This is a genomic window from Lysobacter enzymogenes (assembly GCF_900106525.1).
Classification (GTDB): Bacteria; Pseudomonadota; Gammaproteobacteria; order Xanthomonadales; family Xanthomonadaceae; genus Lysobacter; species Lysobacter enzymogenes.
The window spans coordinates 282,090-296,287 of sequence record NZ_FNOG01000007.1; the positions used below are offsets into that span (position 1 = coordinate 282,090).

At 70.4% G+C, this 14,198-nt stretch carries 12 protein-coding genes; 6 read left to right on the forward strand and 6 right to left on the reverse strand.

Annotation, left to right across the window (positions count from 1 at the left end; translation table 11 throughout):
- Positions 1-23: 23 nt before the first annotated feature.
- Positions 24-656: a TetR/AcrR family transcriptional regulator gene (locus tag BLU84_RS18535; RefSeq protein WP_074870764.1), complete on the reverse strand. Its 633-nt coding sequence runs from the start codon at positions 654-656 to the stop codon at positions 24-26.
- A 92-nt stretch (positions 657-748) separates the two neighbouring features.
- Here BLU84_RS18535 and BLU84_RS18540 point away from each other — a divergent pair, with 92 nt between their 5' ends.
- Positions 749-1,414: an O-methyltransferase gene (locus BLU84_RS18540; protein WP_074870766.1), complete on the forward strand. Its 666-nt coding sequence runs from the start codon at positions 749-751 to the stop codon at positions 1,412-1,414.
- 13 nt (positions 1,415-1,427) lie between these two features.
- Here BLU84_RS18540 and BLU84_RS18545 read toward each other — a convergent pair whose 3' ends face one another.
- Genes BLU84_RS18545 through BLU84_RS18555 form a run of 3 tightly spaced genes read right to left on the reverse strand, consistent with a single transcriptional unit; the run spans position 1,428 to position 4,681 of the window.
- Positions 1,428-2,810 carry an FAD-binding oxidoreductase gene (locus BLU84_RS18545; protein ID WP_170849200.1) on the reverse strand — a complete coding sequence of 461 codons (1,383 nt, stop codon included), beginning with the start codon at positions 2,808-2,810 and terminating at the stop codon, positions 1,428-1,430.
- A gap of 13 nt (positions 2,811-2,823) precedes the next feature.
- A complete protein-coding gene (locus BLU84_RS18550) occupies positions 2,824-3,903 on the reverse strand; it encodes a GNAT family N-acetyltransferase (protein ID WP_139175111.1) in 1,080 nt (359 codons plus the stop codon).
- Between the two features lie 31 nt (positions 3,904-3,934).
- Positions 3,935-4,681 carry a class I SAM-dependent methyltransferase gene (locus BLU84_RS18555; protein ID WP_074870770.1) on the reverse strand — a complete coding sequence of 249 codons (747 nt, stop codon included), beginning with the start codon at positions 4,679-4,681 and terminating at the stop codon, positions 3,935-3,937.
- 438 nt (positions 4,682-5,119) lie between these two features.
- Here BLU84_RS18555 and fabV point away from each other — a divergent pair, with 438 nt between their 5' ends.
- On the forward strand, positions 5,120-6,328 hold the full coding sequence (gene fabV, locus BLU84_RS18560; RefSeq protein ID WP_074870772.1) for an enoyl-ACP reductase FabV: 1,209 nt from the start codon (positions 5,120-5,122) through the stop codon (positions 6,326-6,328).
- A gap of 212 nt (positions 6,329-6,540) precedes the next feature.
- On the opposite strand, the gene BLU84_RS18565 is transcribed toward fabV, so the two are convergent.
- The gene (locus BLU84_RS18565) at positions 6,541-7,833 is read right to left on the reverse strand and encodes an acyltransferase family protein (RefSeq protein WP_074870775.1); all 1,293 of its coding nucleotides are present in this window, start codon (positions 7,831-7,833) and stop codon (positions 6,541-6,543) included.
- A 275-nt stretch (positions 7,834-8,108) separates the two neighbouring features.
- Between BLU84_RS18565 and BLU84_RS18570 the strand changes: the two genes are divergently transcribed.
- Positions 8,109-8,963: an alpha/beta hydrolase gene (locus tag BLU84_RS18570; RefSeq protein WP_211664569.1), complete on the forward strand. Its 855-nt coding sequence runs from the start codon at positions 8,109-8,111 to the stop codon at positions 8,961-8,963.
- Positions 8,964-8,979: 16 nt separating this feature from the next.
- Here the strand turns inward: BLU84_RS18570 and BLU84_RS18575 are convergent, their stop codons facing one another.
- Complete coding sequence (locus BLU84_RS18575; RefSeq protein WP_074870777.1) at positions 8,980-10,602, reverse strand: ABC-F family ATP-binding cassette domain-containing protein; 1,623 nt, start codon at positions 10,600-10,602, stop codon at positions 8,980-8,982.
- Positions 10,603-10,854: 252 nt separating this feature from the next.
- Here BLU84_RS18575 and BLU84_RS18580 point away from each other — a divergent pair, with 252 nt between their 5' ends.
- The 3 genes from BLU84_RS18580 to BLU84_RS18590 all read left to right on the forward strand — a co-directional run bounded on the left by BLU84_RS18580 (position 10,855) and on the right by BLU84_RS18590 (position 13,895).
- A complete protein-coding gene (locus tag BLU84_RS18580) occupies positions 10,855-11,268 on the forward strand; it encodes a hypothetical protein (protein WP_074870779.1) in 414 nt (137 codons plus the stop codon).
- Between the two features lie 220 nt (positions 11,269-11,488).
- Complete coding sequence (locus tag BLU84_RS18585) at positions 11,489-12,043, forward strand: ligand-gated ion channel (RefSeq protein ID WP_139175112.1); 555 nt, start codon at positions 11,489-11,491, stop codon at positions 12,041-12,043.
- Positions 12,044-12,224: 181 nt separating this feature from the next.
- Positions 12,225-13,895, forward strand: a complete 1,671-nt coding sequence (locus BLU84_RS18590; protein ID WP_074870785.1) for an AMP-binding protein — start codon at positions 12,225-12,227, stop codon at positions 13,893-13,895.
- Positions 13,896-14,198: the final 303 nt, after the last annotated feature.

Below are 14,198 nucleotides of genomic sequence, written 5' to 3' on the forward strand. Positions count from 1 at the left end.
CGCCGCCCGCCCGCGCCGCGCGATCAGCGCCGCGCCAACGAGCGCAGATAAGCGCAGAACATGTCCGACATCGCCTCGGCGAAGACCTCGATCTCCTGCGCCGTGCGCGGGCTTTCGGAAAACGCCTTGCCGCCCTGCGACAAGGTGGTGACGATCAGTTCGCCGGCGGTGGCGCGCAGCGCATCGTCGGCCTTGGGCAAGGCCTCGCGGATGAAATCGGCGAAGGCCGCGCGGCTGTCCGCGCGCACCTCGTCCGCTTCCGGCGCGTCGCGATAGAGCGGTGCGGCGTCGGCCAGCGCGATGCGCATCGCCGCTTCTTCGCATTCCGAGCGCACGAAGGCGTGGGTGAGCCGGCGCAGGCGCCGCAGCGGCGGCGTGCGCGTGTCGCGCAGGATCGCGCTGAGCAGCGCAGCGGTCTGGCGCCATTCCTCGCTTTGCAGGCGGAACAAGATCGCGGCCTTGTTGGGGAAATACTGATACAGCGAACCCACGCTGACGCCGGCGCGCTCGGCCACGCGTGCGGTGGTGAAGCGCTGTGCGCCTTCCTGGGCCAAAACCTGAGCAGCGGCTTGCAGCACCGCGGTCAGCAGGTCGTTCGAGCGCGTCTGTTGCGGGCTTTTTCGCTGGGAAATCTGCGGTTTTTGTCGGTCGGCCACGGGCGGGATTCCAATGCGAATAGCGAATCTGACGAATCAATCGCATTCTGATTCTACCCCCGCAACGCCCCCCGATGGGCCGGAGATTCGCCATGAACACCCTGACCGCCGCACCGCTGGCCGCGCTGATCGAGCGCCTGTTCGTCGAAGACGAAGCGGCCTCGCCGATGAGCGTGCCGGCGCTGGCCGCGCTGCCGCGCGAAGAGCACGAGCGGCTGATGCGCAGCAAGACCGAATACACGCAGTTGTACGGCCGCCTCAAGGACCTGCCGCTGGCGGTGTCGCGCGAGACCGGCGCCCTGCTGTACCTGCTCGCCCGCGCCACCGGCGCGCGCCGGATCGTCGAGTTCGGCACCTCGTTCGGCCTGTCGACCCTGCATCTGGCCGCGGCGGTGCGCGACAACGGCGGCGGCCGGGTGATCGGCAGCGAGTTCGAGCCGTCGAAAGCGGACAAAGCGCGCGCCCACCTGGTCGAAGCCGGCCTCGACGATCTGGTCGAGATCCGCGCCGGCGACGCGCTGCGCTCGCTGGCCACCGACCTGCCCGAACGCATCGACCTGGTCCTGCTCGACGGCGCCAAGGCGCTGTACTCGCAGGTGCTGGACCTGCTCGAACCGCATCTGCGCCCCGGCGCGCTGATCGTCGCCGACAACGCCGATTACTGCGCCGAATACCTGCAGCGCGTGCGCGCGCCGCAGGGCGGCTACCTGTCGCTGCCGTTCGGCGAAGACGTGGAACTGTCGATGCGGCTGGGCTGAGCGGCGCGTCGCATCAGCCGCGGCCGTGGCCGTGGCCGATGCGCGCGTCGTGGAACACCCCGTCGGGATCGTAGCGGCGGCGCAGCTCGCACAGCCGCGCCCACTGCGCCGGCGCGAAGCAGCGTTCGATCTGGTCCGAGCGTTCTTCCAGGTCGAACTCATTGATGTAGGCGCCGCTGGCGATGCCGGCCAGCTCGTCGTACAGCGCCTTGAGCCAGCGCCGGTTGGCGTCGTCGTCGCATTCGGCGTCCCACTGCGCATAGGTGGAAACGAACCAGCGGCCGCGCGCGCAGAAGGCCGCGTCGGGCAGGCGCGGCTCGCCGCGCCAGATCAGCAGGGGCATCGTCGCTGGCGACGGTCGCTTCGGCAGATGCGCGATGAGAATGCGCGCGGCGTCCGCGCCGCGATCGGTCAGGACGTTGTCGGTGCGGTAGCGGCGCGAGACCAGCATCGTTTCAGTCTGGGCGTAGATCGTCTCGAAGTCGGTGGGCTGATCCTGGTCCAGCGGTTCGGCCAGGCCCGGGGGCAGGCGCGACGCCAGCGCGCGGTGCAGCGCCTGTGCGCGCGCGGGCGAATCGGCGAAGGCGGTGGTGCTGAGGATCGCTTGCAGGCCATCGCCGTCGGCCGCCACCGCGATCATCACCTGAAGCGAGGGATCGGGATCGGCGCGCTCGACCGCCTCCAGCAGTTCGCCCAGACGCTCGGGTCGCGTCCGCCAAGTGCCGCCGGTGATGCAGGCCGGCAACGGCCGGCAATCCAGATAGAACTTCACCACCGCGAAAAACAGGCCCGGCCCGCCGCCGCGTGCGGCCCAGAACAGGTCGGCGTTGCGTTCGGTGTCGGCGTGCAGCAGGCGGCCATCGGCGCCGATCAGATCGATCGCGCGCAGGTTGAACGCGCTCATGCCGCCCCACGCGCGCGCGTTGATGCCGAGCCCGCCGCCTAGCAGGAAGCCGCCGAGACCGACATCGCCGCCGTGCCCGGTCGGAAACGCCAGGCCGTGCGGCGCGAGCGCCTGGCTGAGGCGGCGTGCGCTGGCGCCGGGCTCCACGGCGACCGCGTTGGCGCTGGCGTCGACCTCGATCCGGTCCAGTGCGGACAGATCCAGCAGCAGTCCGGTGTCGCGCAGGAAGCAGCCGGCGTAGCTGTGGCCGCGGCCGCGCACGCTCACCGACAGGCCGTGACGGCGGGCGAAGTCGATGCTGTGGGCGACATCGGCCAGCGACTGCGCGCGCACGATGTATTCGGGGAAACGGTCGAAGCGGCGTCCGTTCCAACAGGCGCTGCGATGCCAGCCGGCGTACTCGGCGTGATGGCGCGATCGCGCCTTGCCGTCGAGGCCGCGCGGAAACACGCGGAAGTCGTCGGCGTCGATGGGATGCGGGTACGGTTCCACGGAACGGCTCCTGTCAGTCGAGGGCGGCAGATGCCGGTTCGCGCGCGTCGCGCCAGGGCGGCGCGCGCGGCGGCGAGAGGGGCGCGAGCGCGCAGTGCAGCGGGTTCGGCGTCAGGCCGAGACGGCGCTTGATCTTCTCGTTGAGGCGGCCACCGTGGAAATGGCGCAAGCCGCGCGCGAAGGCATGGCGATAGGCGGCGGCGAAGGCGATCGTGTACGGGCTGAAGTCGCTGCGGTCGTAGACCACGCCGGCCGACCAGGCATAGAAGGTTTCGCGTTGCTCATAGCAGATCATGCCGCTGATGAGGCGGTCGCCCGCCTGGATCACCACCAGTCGTGCGAGTTCGCCGCACAGGCGCACGAAGCCGGCCAGCGGTCCCGCCGGGAAGTAGTGCGGCGTGCCGCGACGCGCGGTGGTGCGCATGCACAGCTCGCACAACGGCTCGAGCACGTCGCCGAACGGCGGCGCCAGCACGCGCGCGCTGGCGCCGCTGGCTTCGAACTTGCGCAGTTGGCGGCGCATCTCGGTGCGTCCGTCGCGGGGCAGCTCGCCGACGAAATGCTCGAAATCGTCGTATTGCCCGAGATCCGCGTCGAAGCGCTCCACCAGCGGATGCACTTGCAGCGGCCCGCCGCGCAGGTGCGCCAGCAGCGCCGGGTCGGCGAGGTTGAGCATGCCGGCGTGCGTCGCGCCTTCGCGCTCGGCCACGCGCAGCAGCGCGTCGAGCAGGGTGGCACGCGCGTCGCCGGCGGCGTCCAGGCAGGGCACGGTGCTGTCCCAGCAATGCATCGTATGGCTGAACAAACCCAACTCTGCGCCGCCGTCGGGCACTCCGGCGGCGCGTGCGAGCGTACCCAGCGGATCCACCGTGGCCAGCCGTTGCAGATAGGCCGGCAGCAAGCCGATCAATCGGTCGCCGTCGTAGGCGCACAGATACAGGTTCTTCAGCGCAGGCAGCAGCGCAGAGCGCTCGACGGCGAGCAGAAAGCGCCAGTCGTAGAACACCGACGCGCGGCTGGCGGCATGCAAGGCCTCGTAGCTGCGCCGGTCGATCCGTTCCAGCGCGTCGAAGACTTCCACCCTGGGATTCACGGCGATCTCCTGAGAACGCGTCGTGGCCGGCTCAGCCGCGCCGGCACTCGACGATGGCGGCGTGCGGCCTGCGCGCGTAAGACTCCAGTTCCAGCGGCGCGTCGGGCGATGCGCTCAGTCGCGGCTGGTGCCAGCGCACCGAGGCTGCGCCGGCTCGGCGCAACGCCGATTCGATCGTCTCGCGGCTCCAGTACCAGGCATGCACGCTGGCGTCGTAGCGCTGCTGGTAGAACAGGTCCAGGCGCAGGCGCGCGCCGTCGCGATGCGGCTCGCGCGCGTCGTCCGGGGTCATGCGGAAGCCGAAGGGCTCGTAATAGGCCGGCGCGGGTTCGTAATCGGGATGGATCGGCAAAGTGATCAGGCGCCCGCCCGGACGCAGTGGCGCTAGCATCTGCGCGCACATGCGCTGCAGATCCGGCAGCGCCTGCGCGTAAGGCAGCACGTACACCGCCAGGGTCAGGTCGAAACGCCCGGCATGTTCGGGCCCCAGCGCGGAAACGAAGTCGATGTCCGCCCCTTCCGCGGCGGCGCGGCGGCGCGCGCTGGCGAGCATGCCCTCGGCGAGGTCGTAGCCGACCACGCGACGCGCGCCGGCGCGCTTGAACATGCGCGCGTAGGTGCCGGCGCCGCAGCCGAAGTCGAGCACGTCGGCGCCGGCCGGGTCGCCGACGTGCGCGAGCACGCTCGGCGTCTCGATGTAGCGACGGAACGGCCAATCGCTCATGTCCTCGTACAGATCGGCCAGTTCTTCGAACTGGGCGGCGTTGTGCTGGGTCATCGGACGCTCCTGGGCGAGGGCGAGCGCGCTGCATCGCGGGGCGCAACGTCCCGCAGCGATGCGCGATCGCGCCCGCTCTCCGGTTTCGGTTTGGGTTGATGCCGCGAGCGCTGCCGTGTCCTGCGGCGCCTGGTGCGGTGGCACTAGTTACCGCCGAAGCCGGGGACGGGTACGTGATCTGCGGAGCACAAATGCGGCCGATAACGCTGGCTCACGCGATCGGACCGTCGGCGTCATGCCGCGCGCGGGCGCCCCTGATCGCGTCGCGACTACCGGCCGGACAGGCGCGGCCGGCTCCTTCGCGATTCGAGGCGGCTCGGGCCGGCCGACCCGCCCCGGCGCGCCGCACCCGCGGCCATTCGCGCGCGTATGGCGGTGGGTTTCGGCAACGGCCCCGCAGCGCCTAAAATGCGTGGCTCCAGCCGACGAGATTCGACATTGATCATCCATCCCAAGGTCCGCGGTTTCATCTGCATCACCACCCATCCCGTGGGCTGCGAGCTCAACGTGCGCGACCAGATCGCCGCCACCCGCAAGCTCGGCGAGCGCAAGGACGGCCCCAAGAAGGTGTTGGTGATCGGCGCGTCCAGCGGCTACGGCCTGGCCGCGCGCATCGCCGCGGCGTTCGGTTTCGGCGCCGACACCCTGGGCGTGTTCTTCGAAAAGCCCGGCAGCGAGAAGAAGCCGGGCACCGCCGGCTGGTACAACGCCGCCGCGTTCGACAAGTTCGCCAAGGCCGAAGGCCTGTACGCGCGCTCGATCAACGGCGATGCGTTCTCCGATGAGGTCCGCGCCCAGGCCATCGAGCTGATCAAGAACGAGATGGGCGGCCAGGTCGACCTGGTGATCTATTCGCTGGCCTCGCCGGTGCGCAAGCTGCCGTCCACCGGCGAAGTGAAGCGCTCTGCGCTTAAGCCGATCGGCGCGCCGTACACCTCCTCGGCCATCGACACCAACAAGGACCAGATCGTGCAGGCCACGATCGAGCCGGCGACCGAGCAGGAAATCGAAGATACCGTGACGGTGATGGGCGGCCAGGACTGGGAGCTGTGGATCGACGCGCTGGAACGCGCCGATGCGCTGGCCCCGGGCGCGCGCACGGTCGCCTTCAGCTACATCGGCACCCAAATCACCTGGCCGATCTACTGGCACGGCGCGCTCGGCCGGGCCAAGGCCGACCTCGACGCCACCGCGCAGCGCCTGGACGCGCGCCTGCGCGCGAAGGACGGCGGCAGCGCCAATGTCGCCGTGCTCAAGTCGGTGGTCACCCAGGCCAGTTCGGCGATCCCGGTGTTGCCGCTGTACATCTCGCTGGTGTTCAAGGTGATGAAGGAAAAAGGCCTGCACGAGGGCCCGATCGAGCAACTCGACCGCCTGTACCGCGAGCGCATGTACCGCGCCGACGGCGCGCCGGCGCAACTGGACGAGCAGGGCCGCCTGCGCCTGGACGACTGGGAACTGCGCGAGGACGTGCAGGCGCAGTGCACCGAGCTGTGGCCGCAGGTGACCAGCGAGAACCTGTTCGCGCTCAGCGACTACGCCGGCTACAAGCACGAGTTCCTCAAGCTGTTCGGCTTCGACCGCGACGATGTCGACTACGACGTGGACGTCGATCCGGACGTGAAGTTCGACTGCATCGAGATGTAAGACGAAGGGCCGGCGCAAGCCGGCCCTTTCGTTTGCGCCCCCGCCGATGTTCGGTTGCTCCCTGTAGGAGCGGCGCAAGCCGCGACCAACCGAAGCGATGTACGCTAGCGACGCAACCGACGCCAAGAACCCTCACGGCTTCGTATCTCCGGCTCCAGCGCTTGCGAGCGCAGCTTCGGTTGGTCGCGGCTCGCGCCGCTCCTACAGGAAGCTCATGCCGCCGCGTCGCTCGCCGGCGTCGCCAGCGGCGCCGCGCCGGCGCGGCGCGCGCGCAGCCGGTCGGTGAGGCGTTTGCCGGCGCGGATGCCGGGCTCTTCGATATAGCGATAGGTCAGCAGCGAGGCCGCGCACAGCGCCAGCGCGCAAGCGATGTTGACGATCCAGAACGGCACCGTGCCGCTGAGCGCGTAGTCCTTGACCCCGGGAATCGCGAACACCGCCACCATCGACAGGCCCTGCGACAGATAGATGCTGTAGCTCATGTTGCTGAGCCGGCGCGAGGCCGGCCACGCCAGGACGCCGAACAGGTTGTTGCCCGAGCACAGCACGAACAGGAACAGGCCGGTCAGCGGGCACAGCACCAGCAATTGCAGCATGCCGATGTTGCGCGTGCTCAGCATCGCCGCGAACACCAGCGCCAGCGCCAGCAGCGCCAGCGCGCCCCACTTGGCGCGCTGCAGTTGCAGGCGCTCGCCGATGCGCTCGTGCAGCAAGGACGCGACCAGCATGCCGGTGGCGATCATGCCGATCAGCTCGGCCAGCACCGCCAACAGCAACACCGGGCGCGGCTTGGTGCCGGGCACGAAGCCGCCGTTCCAGGTCGCCGCAAGGATCACCAGCAGGCAGGCGGCGACCGCGCCGGCGGAGAATGCCAGATGGCGACCGCGGCGCACGAAGAACGCCCACAGCGGCAGCGAGAAGTAGAACACCCATTCGAAGAACAAGGTCCAGGTGACACCGGCGAGGATGGTGCCGGTGTCGGCGTAGCCGTTGATCGCCGGCGGCGGCGGGACGATGCCCAGCGCCAGCCATGCCAGCGCCTGCGCGATCACCTGCAACGGCGGCTGGCGCCATTCGAAACCGGTGCGGTAGGCGACGATGACGATCATCGTCGCCACCGCCGCCACGTACATCGGCCCGAGCCGGAACACGCGGCCGATATACAGCTCCTTCCAGCCCGGGCGGCCGCCGGCCTTCAACAGTTTGTTCCAGAACAAGAAGCCGGTGAGCATGAAGAACAGCGCCACCGAGACCACGCCGGCGACGTTGTAGAACTGCGCGGACGAGGGCTTCCACACGCCGGTGCGCAGGAAGTCGTAATGCACGATGGCGTGCACGGCGAACACGCTCAGGGCGAGGAAGCCGCGCAGGCCGTCGAGGGTGTCGGTGCGGCGGCCGCTGCCTCGCCCGGCCGGGTCGGCGGCGCGGAACCACGGCAGCGAGGCCAGCGCGAACGCGGCCAGCATCAAGGCGAAATACGGCCAGACCGAGTGGGTGTCGACCATACGGCGTCCGCGCGGAGGGTGGGGGTGAGGGCAGGCTATCGGGCCGGCTGCGCGGCTTCTGCCGTCGGGATCACGCTTCCCGGGCGGGGCGCGCGGGCAAACGTGTGCTGGGTTGGCTTTCCGCGGTTTCGCTGCGTGCGTCGCTACCGTCCGAACGGTCGGCGGCGGCGCGCGCGCCTGTTACGATCGCGGCGGAACGCGGCCCGGTCGGCCGTGGAGCGGAGCGGGACTTGCGTTCACTGAAGGAAGTTTTGGGTCTTGCGGCGCTGCGTCGCGTGCGTCGCGCGACGGCGTGGACATTGGCCGCCGCGCTGGCCTGCGCGCCCGTCGCCGCGTTCGCGGCTGCGCCGGCTCCCGCGCCCGCGGCGCAAGCGCCGTCCGAACGCTACGAATCCTTCCTGATCAAATCCAAGATTCTCGGCGAAACCCGCCGGATCAACGTCTACACCCCGCCGGGCTACGCCGCGCGCGGCCGCGACCGCCACCCGGTGCTGTACATGCCGGACGGCGGCCTGCAGGAAGATTTTCCCCACGTCGCCGAAACCGTCGACCGCGCCATCGCCGACGGCGCGATCGCGCCGATGTTCGTGGTCGGAATCGAAAACACCCAGCGCAAGCGCGACATGACCGGCCCCACCGACGTCGCGCAGGAGCGCGCGCTGGCGCCGCGCCTGGGCGGCTCGGCGCAGTTCCGCGCCTTCATCCGCGACGAGCTGATGCCGCAGGTGCGCCGCCGCCTGCGCAGCGACGGCCGCACCGGCATCGTCGGCGAATCGCTGGCCGGACTGTTCGTGGCCGAGACTTTCCTGCGCGAGCCGCGTTTGTTCGACGTCTACATCGCGATCAGCCCAAGCCTGTGGTGGAACCGCGACGCGTTGCTGGAACAGGCGCCGCAGCTGCTGCGCGCCGATGCGGCCGCGTTGCATGGCCGCATCCTGCGGCTGTACTCGGCCGACGAAGACAACATCGCCCCGCAAGCCCAGCGCCTGGCCGACCTGCTGCGCGCGCAGGCGCCGGCGGCGCTGACCTGGAACTACCAGCCGCGGCCGGACCTGACTCACGGCACGATCTATCGTGCGGTCGAGAACGAGGCGATCCGCGCCGCGTTCGCGCGGCCGCCGCGCGAGTAAGCCGCGCGCGCGTCGGTCACCCGGCGTCGCGTAAGCGGCCGTCGGCCAGCACCAGCCGCCGCGTCGGCGCCAGCGCTTCGACGAAGGCCTCGTCGTGGCTGACCACCACCAGCGCCCCTTGGTAAGCGCGCAGCGCGCGTTCCAGTTCGGCCACCGCGTCCAGGTCGAGATGGTTGCTGGGTTCGTCCAGCAACAGCAGCTGCGGCGCCGGCTGGGCGTGCAGGGCGCAGGCCAGCGCGGCGCGCAGGCGCTCGCCGCCGGATAGCGCGGCGCTCGGCAGTTGCGCACGTGCGCCGCGGAACAGCCAGCGCGCGAGCAGGCCGGCGCGTTCGCTCGCGGACAGAGCGGGCGCGGCGCGCTGCAACTGCTCGGCGACGCCGAGCGCGGGGTCGAGCGCATCCAGGCCCTGCGACAGCACCGCGATGCGGCCTTCGCCGCGCTGCACCTCGCCGGCTTGCGGGCTCAGTTCGCCGCTGAGCAGGCGCAGCAGGGTCGACTTGCCGGCGCCGTTGTCGCCGCTCAGGGCGATGCGCTCGGGGCCGCGGATATCCAGGTCCAGCCCCGGCGCGGCGAACAGTTCGCGCCCGGCCAGCGCGTGGCGCAGGCCGCGCGCGCGCAGCAGCGTGCGGCCTGCGGGCACGCGCGTGGCCGGCAGGTCGAGGTTCAGGTCGGGCGTTTCGCGCAGCGCTTGCGCGGCCTCGCTGACGCGTGCGCGCGCCGCGTCCGCGCGCGCGGCGTGTACGGCTTCGCTCTTCGCCGCCGACACCTGCGCGGCGCGCTGGCGGTTGCCGGCGACGATGCGCGGCAGGCCGGCGTCCGGCGCTGCGCGACGGACGTTGCCGGCGCGGCGCTGGGCGCGCTCGCGCGCCTGCTGGCGTTCGCGCTGCTCGCGCCGGTCGTGTTGGCGCAATTGCCGCAACTCGTCTTCGGCGGCGTCGCGTTCGCGCTCGGCGGCGTCGCGATAGAACGAATAACCGCCGCCGTACAGGCGCAGCGCATCGGGCGCGAGTTCGCCGATCTGGTCCATGCGTTCGAGCAGCGCGCGGTCGTGGCTGGCGACCAGCAGGCAGCCTTCCCAGCCTTCGATCAGCGCGTACAGCCGCTGGCGCGCGGCGCGGTCGAGATGATTGGACGGTTCGTCGAGCAACAGCACGTCGGGCCGCTGCAGCAGGCAGCCGGCCAGGTTCAGCGCGGCGCGTTGGCCGCCGCTCAGTCGTTCGAGCCGGCCGTGCAGCGGCAACGCGTCCAGGCCCAGGCGCGCCAGCAGCGCGCGGCTGCGTTCGGCCAGATCCCAGTCGTCGCCGATCCGTTCGAACAGCGCCGGATCGGCCGAGCCCGCGGCGACGGCATCCAGCGCGCGCAGGCGCGCGGCGATGCCGAGCGCGTCGGCGACGCGCGCAGCGCCGGGCAGGGCGGCTTGTTGCGGCAGATAGGCCAGGCGGCCGCCGATGTCGATCTGGCCCGCGCTGGGCGGCAGATGTCCGGCCAGCAGCCGCAGCAGCGTGCTCTTGCCGGCGCCGTTGGCCGCGACCAGGCCGGTGCGCAGCGGCCCCAGCCGCAGCGACAGATCGGCGAAGACCGGACTGCCGTCCGGCCAGGAAAAATGCAGATGCGAAACGCGAACGTAACCGACGGCCATGACCGGCGCTCTCCACTCGGTGCCGCGGCGATGCGCGGCAGACGGGCCCGGGCGCGCGCCGCGATGCGGCGGGCCTGCGGGGGCTAGAGGGGAAGCGCTTCGATCACACTGCGGCGGGGTCTGCGTTGGCTGCGGCGCATGATAGCGCAGGCACGCCGCGGGGCTCGCCGTGGCCGCTCCCGGTCCAGTGCCGGTTCATGCCGTCGCGCAGCATGCGGTTACCCTGGCGCGATTCCGTCCGGATGCCCGCGCATGGCCGTCTACGCGATCAAGACCGAAGTCACGGACATCGCCGCGCGCGAGTTCGTCTTCGACGCGCTCAAGAGCATGTACGGCGGCAAGCGCATCGCCGTGGGCGACACGGTGTATCTGTTCGCCAGCGAGAATTCCGGCGGGCGCGGGTTGTTCGCGCGCGGCACGGTGGTCGCGGCCGCGGCGGTGCCGCTGCGGCCGGAGCTGGAGCGGCAGACGCCGCGGGTCAGCGTGCGCATCCGCCGCGATGCGAACGCGCGCCGGCTGCTGGGTCGCGCCGAGCTCAAGCCGTATGCGGACTGGGACGACGACAAGCCGCAGACCGAGCTCAACTTCAAGTTCTATCGGCAGGCCACCGACAAGGTCGTCGGCTTGTCCGAGCGCGCGGCGGCGTTTCTCGATACGTGTTTTTGAGCCGGTGCGCCGCTGGAGCGGCGCGTGGTCGAACGCTTCGCGCATCGGGCGATGCGTGCCGCTGAGTGCTCGTCGAGCGCGGCCCGCCCGCGCCGCGCGAACCGCCGCCGCCACGCATCGCGGACCGCGGGCCGCCGCGTCGCGCGTTCACAGCGCGCGCGCCGCCGCGTCTGAGCAAGCATCGGTCGGCCCGTCGCGTCGGCCGCCATGGAGACGGACGATGTTGATACGAGTGGGCCTGGACCAATGGATGGCCGTGGCCGGCAGCAACCCCCAGTCGCAGGCTCCCGGGCATCTGGTCGGCCTCAACACCTCTGGCTTGGCGGGCTGCGTGGCCGTCGGACTGGGCTGGGGCGATGTGATCTCGCTGGCGCACGTGTACTCCGACTGCACCGCGGCGACCTGGGTGGCCAACGGCGCTGGGCCGGGCTATATGCAAACGCTGACCGCCGCGTACGACGCTACCCAGCTTCTGCGGCCTCACGTCCGGCCTACTGGCGTGATCGTGTATTCCGACGGCACGCCGGCGTGGCTACCGCGGCAACTGATGCAATGGCTGGAAGAACGCGCCGTCGATATCGAGATCGAAGAGGGCGAAGGCGCCAGCTGCCGGGTGTGGATCTCCCAGGGACGTTTCGGCTGGTCGTACAACCTCGCGGAAAACCCGGCCGACAACAACAACTACACCACCTCGATCAACGCGGCCGCGCCGATCTTGGCCTATCAGGCGCTTTCGCCGGCCGCCGCGCCGGCTGCGCCGCCGCAGGGCGACTGAGGCGCGCCCGCTGGCCGGCGACCGCGCCGCCGCCATACCGCAGCCGCCCGCGCCGAATGGTGCCGCGCGGGCGGCCCGGGTCCGCAAGGCGGCCGGCGGGGTGGGCGCTGCCGGCAGGGCGCGCCGGCTTGCTATGGTGGCGGCCTGTCGTGGCCGCCACACTCCGGAGCGCGCATCGCCCATGGATTCCACCCCTACCTGGTTCGCCAGCTATCCGCCGTCGATTCCCGAGCAGATCGATCCCGACGCGCTGGGCACCATCAACGACGTGCTGCGCAAGACCGTCGCCGAGTTCGGCGCGCGGCCGGCGTATTCGAACTTCGGCAAGACCCTGAGCTTCGCCGAGCTCGACGCGCTCAGCCGCCGCTTCGCCGCCTATCTGTCGTTCGACCTGCAGCTGAAGAAGGGCGACCGGGTCGCGATCATGCTGCCCAACTGCCTGCAGTACCCGGTGGCGCTGTTCGCCGCGCTGCGCGCGGGGCTGGTGGTGGTCAACGTCAATCCGCTCTACACCGCGCGCGAGCTGGCCCACCAGATCCACGACAGCGGCGCCAAGGCGCTGATCGTGGTCGACAACTTCGGCGCGACGGTGGAAGCCTCCGGCGTGGCCGCGCAGCTCGCCGGCGTGATCACCACCGGCCTGGCCGACCTGCTCGACCAGCCCAAGCGCGCGCTGATGAATTTCGCGGTCAAGTACGTCAAGCGCATGGTGCCGGACTACCGCATCGAGGGCGCGGTGCGCCTGCGCGATGCGCTCGCGGCCGGCGGCAAGCGCGAATGGGCCGACGTGCACGTCGAGTCGCAGGACCTGGCGTTCCTGCAATACACCGGCGGCACCACCGGCGTTTCCAAGGGCGCGATGCTGACCCATCGCAACATGGTCGCCAATCTGCAGCAGGTCTCGGCCTGGTTCGGCGACAAGATCCGCCCGGGCCAGGAAACCATCGTCACCGCGCTGCCGCTGTACCACGTGTTCGCGCTGACCTGTAACTGCCTGGTGTTCCTCAAGGCCGGCGGCCACAGCGTGCTGATCACCAATCCGCGCGACATGCCCGGTTTCGTCGCGGAACTGCGCAAGACGCCGTTCACCGCGATCACCGGCGTCAACACCTTGTTCAGCGGTTTGCTCAACACGCCGGGCTTCGAGCGCGTGGACTTCTCGCAGCTGCGCATGTGCTTCGGCGGCGGCACCGCGGTGCAGCGCGCGGTGGCCGAGCGCTGGCAGCAGGTGACCGGCAAGGCGTTGGTGGAAGGCTACGGCCTGACCGAGAGCTCGCCGGTGGCGGTGGTCAATCCGATCGTCGAGGGCATGCAGTTCAACGGCGCGATCGGCGTGCCGATTCCCTCGACCCTGGCCTGCGTGATGAACGAGCAGGGCGAGCGCCTGCCGGTGGGCGAACCCGGCGAGCTGTGCCTGCAGGGCCCGCAGGTGATGAAGGGCTATTGGCGCCAGCCCGAGGAAACCGCGCGCACCATCGACCGCGACGGCTGGCTGCACACCGGCGACATCGCCCGCATCGACGAGAAAGGCTTCATCTTCCTGGTCGACCGCAAGAAGGACATGATCCTGGTGTCGGGCTTCAACGTGTATCCCAACGAAGTCGAGGATGTGATGGCGGCGATGCCGGGCATCCGCGAAGTGGCGGCGGTGGGCGTGCCGAGCGAGAAGTCGGGCGAGGCGGTCAAGCTGGTGGTGGTGCGCTCGGATCCGGCGCTGACGGTGGAGCAGATCAAGGCGTATGCGAAGGCCAATCTGACCGGCTACAAGCGGCCGCACGTGATCGAGTTCCGCAACGAGCTGCCCAAGAGCAACGTCGGCAAGATTTTGCGGCGGGAGTTGCGTGGGGGGTGATGCTGCGTCGCGGTGTGGCTGGGGGCCTGTGGTGGTGCGCGCTGTTTGAAAGTTTGCGCGCAATGCCGGCTGTAGGAGCGACTCAAGTCGCGGCCAACCGCAGCGACTTAGCTCCGCCGAACTCACCCGAAGACCCCAAACTCCCAACCCGTCATTCCGGCGAAAGCCGGAATCCATTTTGATCTTGCCGTTGCCGTTGCTCTTCGCTCCCCCCGCCGCCCCGAACTCGCCACAGGCAATCAGAGACCCGAAGGGCGGCGCGCAGGACGCGCGCCGTGCGCCACCCAGGCCATGGATGGCCTG

Excerpts from the sequence above, each read along its gene's own strand:
- BLU84_RS18590 (WP_074870785.1), top strand. The coding sequence starts at position 12,225 with ATGGATTCCACCCCTACCTGGTTCGCCAGCTATCCGCCGTCGATTCCC.
- BLU84_RS18580 (WP_074870779.1), top strand. The coding sequence starts at position 10,855 with ATGGCCGTCTACGCGATCAAGACCGAAGTCACGGACATCGCCGCGCGC.
- BLU84_RS18565 (WP_074870775.1), bottom strand. The coding sequence starts at position 7,833 with ATGGTCGACACCCACTCGGTCTGGCCGTATTTCGCCTTGATGCTGGCC.
- BLU84_RS18585 (WP_139175112.1), top strand. The coding sequence starts at position 11,489 with ATGTTGATACGAGTGGGCCTGGACCAATGGATGGCCGTGGCCGGCAGC.
- BLU84_RS18575 (WP_074870777.1), bottom strand. The coding sequence starts at position 10,602 with ATGGCCGTCGGTTACGTTCGCGTTTCGCATCTGCATTTTTCCTGGCCG.
- BLU84_RS18540 (WP_074870766.1), top strand. The coding sequence starts at position 749 with ATGAACACCCTGACCGCCGCACCGCTGGCCGCGCTGATCGAGCGCCTG.
- BLU84_RS18555 (WP_074870770.1), bottom strand. The coding sequence starts at position 4,681 with ATGACCCAGCACAACGCCGCCCAGTTCGAAGAACTGGCCGATCTGTAC.